14 protein-coding genes are annotated in these 16,401 nt (G+C 61.0%); 13 read left to right on the forward strand and 1 reads right to left on the reverse strand.

From position 1 onward, the window contains the following. The first annotated feature begins 34 nt into the window (after nucleotides 1–34). The 7 genes from AC52Q4_RS11925 (at nucleotide 35) to lnt (ending at nucleotide 8,834) form a co-directional block, all read left to right on the forward strand. Complete coding sequence (locus tag AC52Q4_RS11925) at nucleotides 35–1,378, forward strand: UDP-glucose dehydrogenase family protein (protein ID WP_495537016.1); 1,344 nt, start codon at nucleotides 35–37, stop codon at nucleotides 1,376–1,378. A gap of 65 nt (nucleotides 1,379–1,443) precedes the next feature. Next, a complete protein-coding gene (locus AC52Q4_RS11930) occupies nucleotides 1,444–2,886 on the forward strand; it encodes a mannose-1-phosphate guanylyltransferase/mannose-6-phosphate isomerase (protein ID WP_495537017.1) in 1,443 nt (480 codons plus the stop codon). Nucleotides 2,887–3,035: 149 nt separating this feature from the next. Further along, nucleotides 3,036–4,406, forward strand: a complete 1,371-nt coding sequence (gene miaB / locus AC52Q4_RS11935; RefSeq protein ID WP_495537018.1) for a tRNA (N6-isopentenyl adenosine(37)-C2)-methylthiotransferase MiaB — start codon at nucleotides 3,036–3,038, stop codon at nucleotides 4,404–4,406. A 28-nt stretch (nucleotides 4,407–4,434) separates the two neighbouring features. Next, nucleotides 4,435–5,451: a PhoH family protein gene (locus AC52Q4_RS11940; RefSeq protein WP_495537019.1), complete on the forward strand. Its 1,017-nt coding sequence runs from the start codon at nucleotides 4,435–4,437 to the stop codon at nucleotides 5,449–5,451. 40 nt (nucleotides 5,452–5,491) lie between these two features. After that, a complete protein-coding gene (gene ybeY / locus AC52Q4_RS11945; protein WP_495537020.1) occupies nucleotides 5,492–5,965 on the forward strand; it encodes an rRNA maturation RNase YbeY in 474 nt (157 codons plus the stop codon). A gap of 106 nt (nucleotides 5,966–6,071) precedes the next feature. Further along, nucleotides 6,072–6,956 carry a CorC family transporter gene (locus AC52Q4_RS11950; RefSeq protein ID WP_495537021.1) on the forward strand — a complete coding sequence of 295 codons (885 nt, stop codon included), beginning with the start codon at nucleotides 6,072–6,074 and terminating at the stop codon, nucleotides 6,954–6,956. A 408-nt stretch (nucleotides 6,957–7,364) separates the two neighbouring features. Next, nucleotides 7,365–8,834: an apolipoprotein N-acyltransferase gene (gene lnt, locus AC52Q4_RS11955; protein ID WP_495537022.1), complete on the forward strand. Its 1,470-nt coding sequence runs from the start codon at nucleotides 7,365–7,367 to the stop codon at nucleotides 8,832–8,834. Here lnt and AC52Q4_RS11960 read toward each other — a convergent pair. Beyond that, nucleotides 8,824–9,996 carry an acyl-CoA dehydrogenase gene (locus AC52Q4_RS11960; protein ID WP_495537023.1) on the reverse strand — a complete coding sequence of 391 codons (1,173 nt, stop codon included), beginning with the start codon at nucleotides 9,994–9,996 and terminating at the stop codon, nucleotides 8,824–8,826. The two genes, lnt and AC52Q4_RS11960, sit on opposite strands and share 11 nt — an antisense overlap. A gap of 574 nt (nucleotides 9,997–10,570) precedes the next feature. On the opposite strand from AC52Q4_RS11960, the gene AC52Q4_RS11965 reads away from it, so the two are divergent. From AC52Q4_RS11965 to sufU, 6 genes are all read left to right on the forward strand, one after another. Next, complete coding sequence (locus AC52Q4_RS11965) at nucleotides 10,571–11,032, forward strand: SUF system Fe-S cluster assembly regulator (RefSeq protein ID WP_495537024.1); 462 nt, start codon at nucleotides 10,571–10,573, stop codon at nucleotides 11,030–11,032. An 11-nt stretch (nucleotides 11,033–11,043) separates the two neighbouring features. After that, nucleotides 11,044–12,492: a Fe-S cluster assembly protein SufB gene (gene sufB / locus AC52Q4_RS11970; protein WP_495537025.1), complete on the forward strand. Its 1,449-nt coding sequence runs from the start codon at nucleotides 11,044–11,046 to the stop codon at nucleotides 12,490–12,492. A gap of 178 nt (nucleotides 12,493–12,670) precedes the next feature. Next, a complete protein-coding gene (sufC, locus tag AC52Q4_RS11975; RefSeq protein ID WP_495537026.1) occupies nucleotides 12,671–13,426 on the forward strand; it encodes a Fe-S cluster assembly ATPase SufC in 756 nt (251 codons plus the stop codon). A 20-nt stretch (nucleotides 13,427–13,446) separates the two neighbouring features. Beyond that, complete coding sequence (gene sufD / locus AC52Q4_RS11980; RefSeq protein WP_495537027.1) at nucleotides 13,447–14,778, forward strand: Fe-S cluster assembly protein SufD; 1,332 nt, start codon at nucleotides 13,447–13,449, stop codon at nucleotides 14,776–14,778. Further along, nucleotides 14,775–16,034 carry a cysteine desulfurase gene (locus AC52Q4_RS11985; protein ID WP_495537028.1) on the forward strand — a complete coding sequence of 420 codons (1,260 nt, stop codon included), beginning with the start codon at nucleotides 14,775–14,777 and terminating at the stop codon, nucleotides 16,032–16,034. The genes sufD and AC52Q4_RS11985 overlap by 4 nt, the downstream gene beginning before the upstream one ends. Further along, on the forward strand, nucleotides 16,035–16,401 hold a 367-nt coding region (gene sufU, locus AC52Q4_RS11990), incomplete at its 3' end, for a Fe-S cluster assembly sulfur transfer protein SufU (protein ID WP_495537029.1).

Here is a 16,401-nt window from a genome sequence, read left to right on the forward strand (position 1 = left end):
TCGGAGGATGCGGCTCGGCGGCAAAGGAGGCTTCATGCGCATTACCATTTTCGGCACCGGTTACGTTGGCCTGGTAACCGGTACCTGCCTTGCCGAGGTCGGCAATCACGTGGTCTGCGTCGATGTCGACGAGGCCAAAATTGCCTGCCTGCAAAGGGGCGACGTGCCTTTCTTCGAACCGGGCCTGGACGGGCTTATCCGGCGCAACGTGGCTGAAGGGCGTTTGCGTTTCACCACCGAAGCGGCTGAGGGGGTGGCGCATGGTCAGCTCCAGTTCATCGCGGTGGGTACGCCGCCCGCGGCGGACGGCTCGGCGGATCTGGAACACGTGCTCGCGGTGGCGCAGAGCATCGCCGAGCACATGGCGCATCCCAAGGTCGTGGTGAACAAATCGACCGTTCCGGTCGGGACGGCGGATCGGGTACGCGCCCGCATGAACGAGGTGCTTCGGCGCCGGGACGTGAACGTCGACTTCGATGTGGTCTCCAACCCGGAATTCCTGAAGGAAGGGGCCGCGGTGGAGGATTTCATGAAGCCTGACCGCGTGGTCGTGGGCACGGAATGTCAGGCGAGTGCCGAGTTGCTGCGCGAGCTGTATGCTCCCTTCAACCGCAATCACGATCGTTTGATCATGATGGACGTGCGCTCCGCCGAGCTCACGAAATACGCCGCCAACGCGATGCTGGCCACCAAGATCAGCTTTATGAACGAGCTCGCCAACATCGCCGATCGGGTCGATGCGGATATCGAGCGGGTTCGCATCGGTATCGGTGCCGATCCGCGCATTGGCTACGATTTCATCTATCCGGGGGCCGGCTACGGTGGATCCTGCTTTCCCAAAGATGTAAAAGCGCTGGCCCGCACGGCCTACGAGTCCGATTACACGCCGCAACTGCTGCAGGCCGTGGAGGATGTAAACGAGCGCCAGCAGGGCTATCTCTTCAGCCGCATCCGAGCGCATTACGCAGGAGAGTTGCGCGGGCTTACCTTTGCTTTGTGGGGGCTGGCTTTCAAGCCCAATACGGAGGACGTGCGCGAGGCGCCCAGCCGCCGGCTCATGGAAGCGCTATGGGCGGAGGGCGCAAAGGTACGTGCCTTCGATCCCAAGGCCGCCGATGAAATACGGCGAATTTACGGCGAGCGCGCGGACCTCGTGCTCTGCGCGAAACCGGAGGACGCCCTGGAAGAGGCCGACGCCTTGGTTATCGTTACAGAGTGGAATGTCTTCCGCAGCCCCGATTTCGAGGCGATGCGCAAGCTGTTGATCCGGCCTGTGATCTTCGACGGGCGCAATCTGTATGAGCCCCGCGCGGTGGCTGCGCTCGGATTCACCTACTACGCGGTGGGCCGTCCGCGCGGCGCTTCCCCGAGCCTCTAGCCCGGGCGGACCGGGTGCTCGGCCGCAATGAAACACTGGCATGGCAAACGGCGGTGGGAGTGAAAATGGAACCGGTAGCCGAGTCGCAGACCGCAAGCGTGATTCCGGTGGTTCTCTCCGGCGGTGTCGGATCGCGGCTCTGGCCGTTGTCGCGCGAGCTCTATCCCAAGCAGTTCATCGATCTCACCGCCTGCGGTCATACGCTATTGCAGGCCACGGTGGAACGGTTGCGAGGCGGTAACTTTGCCGCGCCGATCATTGTTTGCAATCAGGAGCATCGTTTTCTGGTGGCGGAGCAGGTGCGCGGCGCAGCGGACCCCCCGGATATCCTGCTCGAGCCGACGGGTCGCAACACGGCGCCCGCGGTGGCCGTCGCTGCGCTGCGTGCCGTTCAGCGCAATCCTGAGGCGGTGCTCGTGGTGTTGCCGGCGGATCACATCATCCGCGATACGCAGGCGTTCCATGAAGCCGTCGACGTCGCCGTGGCGGCGGCCGCGAATGATTTTCTGGCCACTTTTGGCATCCAGCCCACGGCACCGGAGACGGGGTTCGGCTACATTCAGGCGGGTGAACGGCTGGCCGACATTGGTGAAGCCTGGCGAGTGCGCCGTTTCGTGGAAAAGCCCGATCAGGCATCGGCGCAGGCATATATCGCCGGCGGCGATTACTTCTGGAACAGCGGCATGTTCGTTTTTCGTGCCGCGCGATATCTGGAGGAATTGGCTCGCTTCGCCCCGGATATACTCCAAGCCTGCGAGGCGGCGATGACCAGCGCGCACGAGGATCTCGATTTTCTGCGCATCGGGGCAGAGGCCTTTGAACGCTGCCGCGCCGATTCGATCGATTACGCCGTGATGGAGCATACGGCCGATGCCGTCGTGATTCCCTTTGCGGGGGGCTGGAGTGATCTCGGTTCCTGGAGCGCCCTATTGGCCGAAACCGAATGTGATGAGATGGGCAATGCCGCGATCGGCGATGTGTTGCTCCACGATAGCCGAGACTGCTATGTGCGCACGGACGGGCGCTTGGTCGCGCTGGTGGGTGTGCGCGACCACATTGTAGTGGAGACCTCGGACGCCGTGCTGGTCGCGGCGCGCGGCGCCGTCCAGTCAGTCAAGGATTTGGTCGAAATCCTGCGTCGCCAGCAACGCCCCGAGCTCGGCAGCCACCGGCGGGTGCATCGTCCGTGGGGTTCTTACGAAGGCATTGCGAGCGCGGATCGTTTCCAAGTCAAGCGCATCATCGTCAATCCGGGCAAGACGCTTTCTCTGCAAATGCACCACCATCGGGCTGAGCACTGGGTCATCGTGCGCGGCACCGGGCGGGTCATCCGCGGTGATGAGAGCTATCTCATCAGCGAGGATCAGTCGACCTATATCCCGCTCGGCACCGTCCATCGCCTGGAGAACTCCGGGGTGATTCCATTGGAGATGGTGGAGGTCCAAACCGGCAGCTATCTGGGGGAGGATGATATCGTGCGCTACGAGGACAAGTACGGCCGGTGTTGACCTTTGCGTAGCGCGCAAACGCCATCGCGCGTCGTATCGCGACGCATCCCGCGGGTATTTTGGCCGATACGCATCACGGGCGGGATTGCCGCGGCCCAAGCGCGGCGTTATCCTCAAGCTGTCGCAATCTGAGGGCTCGATTCGCTTAAATGACTCGAAAACTTTACGTTCACACGCACGGTTGTCAGATGAACGAGTACGATTCCACGAAGATGGTGGACGTACTCGGCGCCGAGCGCGGGTTCGAGCGGGTGGACTCTCCGCTGGATGCCGACGTCGTCTTGCTCAATACTTGCTCGATTCGTGAGAAAGCCCAGGAGAAGGTATTTTCGGCGCTCGGACGCTGGCGGCCACTGAAAGAGCGCAACCCGAATCTGGTGATCGGGGTGGGTGGCTGCGTCGCGAGTCAAGAGGGAGCCGCCATCATCGAGCGGGCGCCGTTCGTAGACCTTGTCTTCGGCCCCCAAACGCTGCACAGGCTGCCCGAGATGTACGACCGGGTGCGGCGCACGCGTGCTCCCGTCGTCGACGTGAGTTTTCCGGAAATCGAGAAATTCGACCGTTTACCCGAGCCTCGAGCCGAGGGGCCGACGGCGTTCGTTTCCGTCATGGAGGGTTGCAGCAAGTACTGCAGTTTCTGCGTTGTTCCCTATACCCGTGGCGAGGAGGTCAGCCGGCCGTTCGAGGACGTGCTGGGCGAGGTGGCGCAGCTAGCGGAGCAAGGGGTGCGCGAGGTCACGCTTCTGGGCCAGAACGTCAATGGCTACGTGGGCACTATGGACGACGGCACGGTGGCCGATTTCGCGTTGCTGATCCACTTCATCGCAGCCGTCGACGGTATCGATCGAAGTCGCTTTACCACTTCTCATCCGCTGAATTTCAATGAGGCGCTCGTCGAAGCCTATCGCGAGGTGCCGCAACTCGTAAGCCATTTGCACTTGCCGGTCCAAAGCGGTTCGGACAAGATCCTTCGGCTGATGAAGCGTAATCATACCCGAGCCTATTACCTCGACCTCATCGGACGGCTCAAGGCTGCGCGGCCGGACCTCGCCATCTCCTCGGATTTCATCGTCGGCTTCCCCGGTGAGGTAGAGCAGGACTTCGAGGACACATTGGCATTAGTCGACGAGGTCGGCTTTGATCAGTCGTTTAGCTTCATTTATAGCCGCCGCCCCGGTACGCCGGCGGCGCAACTGCCCGATGCCACCCCGTTGGAGGCAAAAAAGCAGCGTCTCTATCGGCTGCAGGAGGAACTGAATCGCAACGCTCGACGCGTCAGTCAGTCCATGGTCGGCACGCGCCAGGCGATTCTGGTCGATGGATTATCCAAGAAGGCGGGCAGCGAGGTGACGGGGCGGACCGAAAACAACCGGGCGGTTAATTTCCCTGGTGACCGCCGTCTGATCGGGCGTGTCGTGCAGGTCGAGATTACCGAAGCGTTGGCGCATTCACTGCGCGGCCGTCTGGTCGCGGTCGAGGAAGAGCTTGCCTCCGATGTCAGGCCGGCCAACAGCGCCTAAGGCTTCAAGCGAGCAGGTCACTGCAGCCTTGAACCAGTCACCGGAAGCCATCATCTTCACCCTTGAACCGCTCGATAACGCACGCTTGGCGAATCTCTGTGGTCAATTCGACGAGCATCTGCGGCAAGTGGAACGGCGGCTTGGGGTTGAGATCAAGAACCGTGGGCATCGGTTTCGAGTCATCGGCGAAGATCGTTCGGCATTGGCTGCCAGCCGCGTGCTCCAGGAACTGTACCGCCTCTCGGGTCATGAGACCATCAGTGCGGAGAACGTGCATTTGTATTTACAAAGCTCGGATGTAGAGTCCCGGGCGTTGCGCGCGCGCGCGGCTCGAGGCAACGAAGAGGAAATCGTCATTTCGACCCGCAAGGGTCAGGTCCGGGGGCGCGGGCCCAATCAGCGCGCATATTTGCGCAACATCATGAGCTACGATCTCAGTTTCGGCATCGGTCCGGCTGGAACGGGAAAGACCTATCTCGCCGTGGCGAGCGCGGTGAACGCCTTGGAGAACAACCTCGTGACACGGCTGGTTTTGGTCCGGCCGGCCGTGGAGGCAGGCGAACGCCTTGGCTTCCTTCCCGGGGATTTGGCACAGAAGGTCGACCCGTACTTGCGGCCCCTCTATGATGCGTTGTTCGAAATGCTGGGGCTCGAGCGCGTCGGCAAGCTGATCGAGCGCAACATCATCGAGGTGGCGCCGCTTGCTTATATGCGCGGCCGGACGCTGAACAGCGCATTCGTCATCCTCGATGAGGCGCAGAACACCACTGTCGAGCAGATGAAAATGTTCCTCACGCGAATCGGCTTCGGGTCGACTGCCGTGGTCACGGGTGATATCACCCAGGTGGATCTGCCCCCCGGCAAGCTATCCGGGCTACGGGATGCCATCGAGGTGCTGTGGAACGTGGACGGTGTTAGCTTCACTTTCTTCAACTCCGCCGACGTCGTTCGTCATCGGCTTGTGCAGCGTATCGTACAGGCCTACGACAACAGGGATCGACGGGATACGGGTGAGGAAAGCTTGGATAACGGCTATCGGAGTTGATGCCGAGGCGAGCCTCTAATTTATCCGCAGGCCGATCAAGATGCTCGAGGTCGATCTTCAGCTGGTTTCCTGCAATCCGGATGTGCCCGAGCCCGAGCAATTCCAAAGCTGGGCTGAGGCCGCGCTTGCGGGGGTTGGTGAAGCGGCTGAGCTCACTATCCGGGTGGTGGATGAGGACGAGGGCAGAGAGCTCAATGCGACCTACCGTGGTTATGATCATGCCACCAATGTCCTGGCTTTCCCTGCGGATCTGCCGAAGGGGGTAAATGCTGCGCTTCTAGGGGATCTTGTCATTTGCGCGCCCGTCGTGGGTCGGGAAGCCGCCGAGCAAGACAAGCCCTTGGCGGCGCACTGGGCGCATCTGGTGATTCACGGAGTGTTGCATTTGCTCGGCTATGATCATGAGGAAGAGGCGGCGGCGGCGGTGATGGAATCCCGGGAGCGGGCGGTTCTTGCCGAGCTGGGCTATCCTGATCCCTACCTGGACGGTGCGATTGATGAGCTGATCCGTTAATTCCTTGATGGGCAATGCACTTCAAGACATTGCACAGTCAATCAATTAACGAATCAGCAGCTATCGATGAGTCCGCAGCTTTCCGTGGCAACCAACCGTAACACACATGAACGACGATCAAACTGACAGTAGTAGCAATACCGTCAGCAGTCACAAATCGTGGCTGGAACGCTTGGGACAGGCGCTGGCCGGCGCGCCGAAGGATCGCGATGAGCTCACCGAGCTTCTAAGGCTCTCTCACGAGCGTGGAATTCTGGACCAGAACCGGCTTTCCATGATCGAGGGGGTGCTGCGCGTCTCCGAGTTGCAGGCGCGCGACATCATGGTAGCGCGCTCGCAGGTCGCGATGTTGCAGCGTTCGTGCCGAATCTGGGATCTTCTCCCCACCATCATTGAAAGCGGCCACTCGCGTTTCCCGGTAACCGGGGAGAGCCGCGACGATGTCATCGGAATTCTGATCGCCAAGGATCTGTTGCCTTACCTGGCGCGGGAGAGCGAGCTGGAGTTCAACATTCGCGAGTTGCTCCGACCGGCTTTGTTCATTCCGGAGAGCAAGCGGCTCGATGCGCTGCTCAAGCTCTTTCAAGAAAGCCGCAATCACATGGCGATTGTAGTTGACGAGTATGGCGGATTGGCGGGCATCGTCACCATTGAGGATGTGATCGAGCAGATCGTCGGCGATATCGACGACGAGCATGATCTCAATGAAGAGAGCTACATTCTCAACCATCAGGAGGGCGGCCGCGCCGTCGTGAAGGCATTGGCGCCCATCGCGGAGTTCAATGAGCATTTCAACACGGACTTTAGTGATGAGGAGTTCGACACCATCGGCGGGTTGGTGGCCAACCGATTTGGCCATGTACCGCATCGCGGGGAATCTACCGATATCGGGCGGCTGCGCTTTGAGGTGGTGAGCGCCGATAGCCGGCGGATCCAATTGCTTGCGGTCCGGCCGCTCGAGGCGTCGGGAGGCACCCGGCAAGCCCATTAGGCGTCGCAACAGCCGAGCCGGACGAGCATTAGGCGGAATCCCTGGAAACCCGGGCGCCGAACCTCGGCATTCGGCCAAGTCCGCTGCTCGGGTCGAAAACTCGCACGGCTCAGGCGCCACCATCTGTCTATTCATCTTATCCAAGCCGCATCGGGGTCGGAGGCGGGGCTGGCGTCTTGCGCGCGCCAATAGGGGGAGGCTCATGATATGGGCGCGCTAGAGCGCGGCAGGATACGGCTTTCCCAGGAACGCCCGAGCAACGATAGACAATTCGATTCAGCCGAGGCGATCGGTTCACCAAAGGAGACTACCGCGATTCACCCCGATGCCCGGATATCATGGTATGGCGTGCTATGGCCGAGGGCGGGACAAGTGTCACGCCTATTGGCCTCGCGGTGGGGGCTCGGGATGGCGCTACTGGCTGGTGCCGTCATGCCGTTGGGCTTTGCCCCCTTCAATCAGTGGCTGATACCGGTCCTCGCCCTTGCCGTTCTTTTTGCGATTGTTGCCGTCGCCCCGCGTCGCAGGGCATTGGCTGCGAGCTACCTGTTCGGCATCGCTTATGTCGCTCTGGGCTGCTATTGGATTTACATCAGTGTCAGTCGCTACGGTGGGGGCCCAATCGCCGGCGTGGTGGCAACTGCGTTGCTCACGGTGGTGGCCGCCTGCTATCCCTTGGCGGCCTGCGCCTGGGGTAGATATCTGGGCCGCGGAAACCGACGGCGCACAGTGGTTTTGGCACTGCCTCTCTCCTGGGTCCTGGTCGAGTGGCTCAGAAGCTGGCTGCTGAGCGGGACCACCTGGCTTACCCTCGGGTACACGCAGATCGATACTCCGCTCTCCGGTATAGCGCCCGTTTTCGGGACCTATGGGATCAGTCTGTTGGTGGCGCTCATCGCCGGCGCTCTGGCGGGTCTGATCTTGCGCCCGAGGCGTAGCTCGGCCGTAGCATTCGCGCTCGTTGCCGGTGCTTCCGTGCTCGGCGCCTGGAGTCTCGATCGTTCATGGACAACCGCTCGCGGAGAGCCGATTCGGGTGGCATTGGTGCAGGGAAATGTGGCTCAGGACCAGAAATGGCTGCCGCAGCGACGTGTGGAGGCGCTAAATCGATATCGCGCCCTGAGCGAGCCCCATTTCGGCGCGGATTTGCTGATCTGGCCGGAAACGGCCGTTCCGGTGTATTACCGGCAAGTAAGCTCGGCTTTCCTGGAGCCCTTGGCTCGGGCGGCCGCGCGTTACGGTACCACCATCCTCACTGGGGTGCCGGTGCTGGAGCGCAAGGGTGAGGCTGGTTTCAACGCCGTAGCGCGGCTTGGCGATCCCCCTGCATTTTACTACAAACGCCATCTCGTGCCCTTTGGCGAGTACGTGCCATTTCGTGACGTATTCGGCAATACGTTTGATATTTTCGGCGCACCCCTCGGTGACTTTGCGCCTGGTGAGTCGGCGGCCCCGCTGTTGGCGGCGGGCCATCGTGTTGGTGTGTCCGTGTGCTACGAAGTGACCTTCGGCGAGGCGATCGCGGCGGCCCTGCCGGCGGCCAATCTGCTGGTCAACGTAAGCGATGATGCCTGGTTCGGCGATTCACTCGCACCCTATCAGCACTTGGAGATGGCGCGCATGCGGGCCAGAGAGACGCAGCGCTATCTGCTGCGGGCGACCAATACCGGCGTTACCGCCATCATTGACGCGCGTGGCCGGTTACGCGAGCGCGCGCCATTATTCCAGCAAGCCGTGGTCACCGGACAGGCGCAGCCCCGGGTGGGCGCTACCCCTTACGTAATCTGGACCGACTATCCCATCTTGGCCGGCGTGCTGCTCGGGCTGGCGGGACTCGGTCTGTGGCCGCGCCGGGGGGTATCGACAATCAGGCAGTGAAGGCCGGGATGCCGGTCTGCGCGCGCCCGAGTATCAAGGCATGAATGTCGTGCGTTCCCTCGTATGTGTTCACCGCTTCCAGATTCAGCATGTGGCGCATGACGTGATATTCGTCCACGATGCCGTTGCCGCCGTGAATGTCGCGCGCGTTTCGCGCGATTTCAAGGGCCTTGCCGCAGTTGTTGCGTTTGAGCAGCGAGACCATTTCCGGTGACCAGGCGTCGGCGTCAATGAGCCGTCCCAGACGAAGCGCCGCGTGCAACCCGAGAGCGATCTCGGTCTGCATGTCGGCCAGTTTTTTTTGTATGAGCTGGTTGGCCGCCAGCGGCCGTCCGAACTGAGTGCGCTCCAGCGTGTAACGGCGCGCGGCATGCCAGCAGAACTCGGCGGCCCCCATACTACCCCAGACGATGCCGTAGCGCGCCTTGCTGAGGCAGCTGAACGGCCCCTTGAGCCCTTCCACCGATAACGCGTTCGCTTCCGGAACGAAAACCTCGTCCATGTGAATCTGGCCGGTGAGGGAGGCGCGCAGCGCGAGCTTCCCGGTGATCTTCGGTGTGTCGAGCCCGGCCATGTCGCGTTCCAGGATGAATCCACGAATTTTCTCGTCAAGCTTGGCCCAGACCAAGAGGACTTCGGCAATGGGCGAGTTGGTGATCCAACTTTTCGATCCGGACAAGCGATAGCCGCCCGGGACCTTTCGAGCGTGGCTCGTCATGCCGCCGGGATCCGACCCATGGTCGGGCTCGGTGAGGCCGAAACAGCCGATCCATTCGCCGCTGGCGAGCCGCGGCAAGTAGTCGGATCGTTGCTTGCTGGTGCCGAAGGCGGCTATGGGAAACATCACCAGCGAGGATTGCACGCTCAACGCGGAGCGGTAGCTCGAGTCGACACGCTCCAACTCGCGTGCGATGAGTCCGTAACAGACATGGTTCACGCCGGCGCCACCGTATTGCTCCGCGAGCGTGGGGCCGAGAAGCCCCAATTCGCCCATCTCGCGCATGAGTTCGCGGTCGAAACGCTCCTGCCGATTGGCTTCCAGAATCTCCGGCATGAGCCGTTGTTGCGCGAAATCGCGAGCGGCATCTCGGACCAGGCGTTCTTCCTCGGTGAGCTGTTCGTCCAGGCGCAACGGATCATCCCATTCAAAGGGTGAGGTCATGGCACCTTCCTCCCGTCGGAGTTGTGGGTCCTATCGCGACAGCCTCCTCGCGGGCGGCGAGCCTGCTGGCTAGAATAGGCGGCACACGGCGTTGTCGGGTCGGCTCGCCGGCAACGGGCGCTCACGGTGGTCTCCGAAACCGTGGCGGCGTGCCAGTGGCCATAGGATGTACGTTCAGCATAGTATTGATGGTCCATTGGCGGTGATAGCGCGGGCCGAATTGGGGGGACCGAAGAGGTCTTCTCATTGGAGGCGCCCGCACAACGAAGGGTCGCGGCCATGCCTCGCGGGTATGTGTACGGCGAAAGCGCTGGCGGGGTGCGTCTCATCACGTACGGGGCGGTGGGCGAGGTCGCGCGAGCCGGTTTTGCTACATCGCCGCCGCGCGGCTTGCCCCGCGCTCGTTTGATCCCCCCTTGCTACCCGCGCTCGTTTGATCCCCCTTTGCTAGGAGGGGTATCGGGGGAGGTGCCTTTTCGTTGCGCGCGGCACGCCCGCATCATCGCCCGGTAGCGAATCCGCGACGCCGATAGGGTACCCAAAGAGTCCACTATCCGCTATAATTCGCACCGTCATGATCCGAATTAACCGTGAAACCGATTACGGGATCAGTATTCTCACGCTAATGGCACGGCGTCGGCGGGAGCGTTTCAACGCGGTTGAACTCGCTCAATGGCGTGGGCTGCCCCAGCCGATCGTCAGCAAGATACTCAAGCACATGGCCCGCGGTGGAATTCTGATCTCCTATCGCGGCGTTCAAGGTGGCTACGCATTGGCGCGTTCGCCGGAGGAGATTTCTCTGGCGGACATCATTGTCGCGCTGGAGGGGCCGATCTCGCTGACCGAGTGTGTCATCGGGGGTGCGGATGCCTGTCAGTACGGTGCCAACTGCGCGGCGAGTGCTCGCTGGCGCCATATCAATCAAAAGGTTCGCATGGCGCTGGAAGCCATTAGCTTGGCGGAGATGGATGTCTCGGAGCCAGCAAGCGCACCCACCGGCGATCAGGCGATCACGGTACATCACTCTTGCGTTTAGCGGAGTCCATTATGTCGGCAACTACCAAGACGCTGGAAGAACTGACTAACCGAAAGTATGAGGCGGGGTTCATCACCGATATCGAGCAGGATACGGTTCCGCCTGGCCTCAACGAAGACATCATCCGCTTTATTTCCAAAAAGAAGGCCGAGCCGGAATGGATGCTCGAATGGCGGCTCAAGGCCTATCGAAATTGGCTGGAGATGCCGGTGCCGGAATGGGCCAATGTGTACTATCCCCCGATCGACTTTCAGGCGATCTCTTATTATTCGGCCCCGAAGCGCAAGGAGGACATGCCTCAGAGTCTGGATGAGATCGATCCGAAGCTGAAGGAGACCTATGACCGCCTCGGGATCCCCTTGCACGAGCAGGAGATGCTGGCAGGGGTGGCCGTCGACGCCGTCTTCGACTCCGTCTCCGTCGCAACGAGCTACAAGGCGAAGCTCAAGGAGCAAGGCATCGTCTTCTGCTCGATGTCCGAGGCCGTTCAAGAGCACCCCGAGCTGGTTCGGAAGTATATTGGCACCGTGGTGCCCTTCAACGACAACTACTACGCGGGGTTGAACTCGGCGGTCTTTACGGACGGTTCGTTCGTCTTCATCCCGAAAGGCGTGCGCTGTCCAATGGAGCTGTCGACGTACTTCCGGATCAACGCGGCCAATACGGGGCAGTTCGAGCGCACCTTGATCATTGCTGAAGAAGGCGCTCACGTGAGCTACCTCGAGGGTTGCACGGCCCCCGTTCGCGATGAAAATCAGCTGCATGCGGCGGTTGTGGAGTTGATCGCACTGGACGATGCGGAGATCAAATACTCCACCGTGCAGAATTGGTACCCGGGCGACGAGGAAGGCCGGGGGGGCGTTTACAATTTCGTCACCAAGCGGGGCCTGTGCGCGGGTAACAACTCGAAGATTTCCTGGACTCAAGTCGAAACCGGCTCGGCGATCACCTGGAAATATCCGAGCTGTGTGCTCCGCGGCGACAACTCGGTCGGCGAGTTCTACTCCGTGGCGGTGACCCGCGCGCGGCAGCAGGCGGATACCGGCACGAAAATGATCCACATGGGTAAGAACACGCGCAGCACGATTGTCAGCAAGGGAATCTCGGCCGGCCATGGCCAGCAGAGCTATCGTGGCTTGGTGCGGATCACGCCAAAAGCGGAGAACGCGCGTAATTATTCCCAGTGCGACTCCATGCTGATGAGCGATACGTGCGGGGCGCATACCTTCCCCTACATCGACATCCAGAACGCGACCGCGCAACTCGAGCACGAAGCGACGACCTCGAAGATCGGCGAGGATCAGATCTTGTATTGCAATCAGCGTGGTATCTCCACCGAAGATGCCGTCTCGCTCATCGTCAACGGTTTCTGCAAGGAAGTCTTCCGCACGTTGCCGATGGAGTTCGCAGTCGAAGCGCAAAAACTGATGGAGATCACCCTGGAAGGCAGCGTTGGTTGATCCTGCTGCGCGGGACTTGCAGGAAGGCCGTGGTTAAGGCGCGTTGGCAGTTGGACGAGGCGCAACACGGTCTCTTTTGGGGGGCGCGCCGAGCGAGTCAGCCGCGGTCTGCATGTTGTTTCGGCGGCATCAATCAGCGCCGAAACCGGGGTGATACGACGTCGACGGAGGGCCATTCATGGCACTGCTTGAGATTCGAAATCTGCATGCCACCATCCAGGGCGTGGAGATTCTTAAAGGCATAGATCTCGCTATCGAACGCGGGGAAACGCACGCGATCATGGGGCCGAACGGCTCCGGCAAGAGCACTTTAGCGAAAATTCTGGCCGGTGATCCGAGCTACGAGGTAACGGCCGGCGAAGTGCTTTTCCGAGAGCGCAACCTGCTTGAGCTCGCGCCCGAGGATCGGGCCCGGGAAGGCGTGTTTCTGGGGTTTCAGTATCCGGTCGAGATCCCGGGAGTGTCCAATACGTACTTCCTCAAGGCCGCGCTGAACGCCATCCGCAAGTATCGGGGTGAGAAAGAGCTGGATGCCATGGAGTTTCTTCAGCTCATCAAGGAGCGCGCCAAGTCGGTAAACCTCGATGAATCGCTGCTGCGGCGCCCCGTCAACGAGGGCTTCTCGGGGGGGGAGAAAAAACGCAACGAGATCTTTCAGCTCGCCGTGTTGGAGCCGTACCTGGCGGTGCTCGACGAGACGGACTCCGGGCTGGATATCGATGCTCTGCGCAGCGTCGCGGATGGCGTGAACTCCCTGCGCAATGAAGAACGCGGCTTTTTGGTGATTACGCATTATCAGCGACTGCTTAGTCACATCATCCCGGATAAGGTGCACGTGCTGCTCAATGGCCGGATCGTCAAGTCCGGAGGCAAGGAGCTCGCTGAGGAGCTCGAGGAGAGCGGTTACGCGCTGTTTGATGAGGCCGCCGCTTAACTGTGGCGCCGGAGGTCCGGATGGAAGCGATTGCTGAACAGAAAAGTATCTATCTGCAGGACTACGAGGCGCGCTCGGCGCATCGAGACGAGCCCGAGTGGCTTGCGCGCTTGCACAGGCTCGGAATCGAGTGCTTCGAGGCGCAGGGGTTTCCTGGACGAAAGGTGGAAGCCTGGCGCAAGACGGACCTGACGCCCGTGTTGCGCGAGCATTTCGTGCCCAGTGAAGGGCCGGGTCAAGTGGGCGCGGAGTTGATCGAAAAAGTCGGCGTGCTGGGCAAGGCGCATCGGCTCGTTTTCGTCGACGGGTGGCTCGATCCGGCCTTGTCCGAGTTGGACAAATTGCCCAAGGGCGTGACGTTGGCGCCGTTATCGGAGTATGGCGAGCACTTGCCGGCGGTCGTTCGCCAGTCGCTCGGCGCCTTCGCCGATACCGAGGCACATCCATTCGCGGCACTCAATACGGCGTTTTTCCGCGACGGCGTCATGGTGCATTTGGCGCGTGGTGCAACGCTCGAGCAGCCGATCGCAGTCGTCCATTTATTGACGCCACAGGCGGATCGCCGCGCGATTTACCCCCGGACGGTGATTGTAGCCGAAGAGGCTTCCCAGACTGCGCTGATAGAGCATTTCCTGGGTGCCGATGAGCCCTTCGCGCTGAACTGTCCGGTCACCGAGATCGTGGCCCGGCAAGGGGCCAATGTCGATTACTACAAGGTACAGGAGGAGGGCGCGGGCAGCGCTCACCTCGGGGCGGTTCATGCCGAGGCGGACCGGGATGCGAGCGTTCGCATGCATTCATTCGCCTGTGGCGCTCGGCTCGCGCGCACCGATATCTACGCCAACCTGAACGGTCCGGGCGCGGATGTAACGCTCAACGGCCTTTATTTGACAGCAGCCCGGCAATATTGCGACCACCATACCTGGGTCAATCACAAGGCGGAGCACGGTACGTCGCGACAGGTATTCAAGGGTGTCTTGCAAGGGCGCTCGGAGACCGTCTTCGACGGCCTGGTGAAAGTGTTCGAGCGTGCGCAGAAGATCGATGCGCAGCAGCAGAACCGCAATTTATTGTTGGGCAAGCTGGCGCTCGCGCACTCGAACCCACGCCTTGAGATCCACGCCGATGACGTCAAATGCTCTCACGGGTCCACCGTGGGTAAGCTTGATGACGAGGCGCTGTTTTATCTCAACACCCGCGGCATTGGATTCGATGATGCCCAGGGCATGCTGACATTCGCGTTTGCCGACGAGATGCTCAAGCCGATTCGCTTGGATGGGCTTTATCAATACGAACGGCACTTGCTATTTCAAAGGTTGCCAGGCGCCGAGGCGGCGAGGGAAATGTTATGAGCATGGTCGATCCGGTGCAGGAGCAAGGAGCAGCTGCGCCCCTTGCGGTGGAACGCATACGGGCAGACTTCCCGATCCTTGCACGGCCGATGAACGGCAAGCGGCTGGTATTTCTGGATAGCGCAGCCAGCGCGCAGAAGCCTGAAGCCGTTATCCGGGCGATCGAGGAATGCTATCGGGACTATTACGCCAATATTCATCGCGGTGTCTACCAGCTTTCACAGCGGTCGACGCAGGCGTACGAGGCTGTGCGCGGCAAGGTGAGAGCGCTGCTCAACGGCGCCGATGACCGGGAAGTGGTCTTCGTTCGCGGCGCCACCGAAGCCATTAATCTGATAGCGCACAGCTACGTGCGGCCCCGACTCGGACCCGGCGATGAGATCCTGATTACCGGCATGGAGCATCACTCCAACATCGTTCCCTGGCAGTTGTTGTGTGAGCAAACGGGCGCGAAGCTCGTTGTCTCGCCGATAACGGAATGTGGCGAGGTGGATTTGGAGGATTTCCGCAGCCGGCTCACGGAACGGACCAAGTTCGTAAGCGTGGTGCACGTATCCAATGCGCTGGGCACCATCAATCCGGTGCGGGAGATGATCGCCGCAGCGCACGAGCGCGGCGTGGCCGTGCTCGTCGACGGCGCCCAGTCGGTGCCCCACCTATCGGTCGACGTGGCCGCGCTTGGCTGCGATTTCTACTGCTTTTCGGGCCATAAGATCTATGGACCGTCCGGCGTCGGCGTCTTGTGGGGGCGGCTGAATCTGTTGCAGGAGATGCCTCCGTATCACGGCGGCGGCGAAATGATCCGCTATGTGACTTTCGAGGGAAGCGAGTTCGCCGAACCGCCGCAGCGCTTCGAGGCGGGCACTCCCAATATCGCCGGTGTCGTCGGTTTGGGTGCGGCCATCGATTATGTCTGTGCCATCGGTACGGAGCGGATCGCTGCTCATGAGCATGCCCTGCTTGAATACGCCACGGGGCGTCTTAGCGAAGTGGATGACTTGCGCATTATCGGCACCGCCAGCGCCAAAGCAGGGGTCATCTCCTTCCTGCTGGGGCGTGTCCATCCGCACGACATCGGAACGATCTTGGATATGGAGGGGGTGGCCATCCGGGCGGGCCATCACTGCGCGCAACCGGTGATGCAAAGGTACGGCATAGCGGCTACGGCTCGAGCCTCCTTCGGTGTGTACAACACGTGCGATGACGTGGACGTGCTCGTGCGAGCCCTGGACAAGGTTAGGGAGCTGTTTATCTGAATGTCTGATCTGCGCGACCTATATCAAGAGGTTATTCTTGATCACAACAAGCACCCGCGGAACTTCCGGAGTGTGGAGCCGCATTCGCATCAAGCGAACGGGTACAACCCGCTGTGCGGCGATCGCGTGACGATTCAACTTAGCATTGAAGACGGAGTGATCGCCAATATCGGCTTCCAGGGTGATGGCTGCGCCATCTCGACGGCGTCGGCTTCCATCATGACCGAGGTGCTTGAGGGCAAGACAGTCGAAGAGGCGCAAGGCCTGTTCGAGCAATTTCATGATTTGGTAACTCGTGATGATGCCTATCCCGAACCGGCTCTCGGTAAAGTGGCGGTGCTCGCGGGCGTGCGGGACTATCCCATGC

The organism is Nitrococcus sp. (assembly GCF_059432795.1).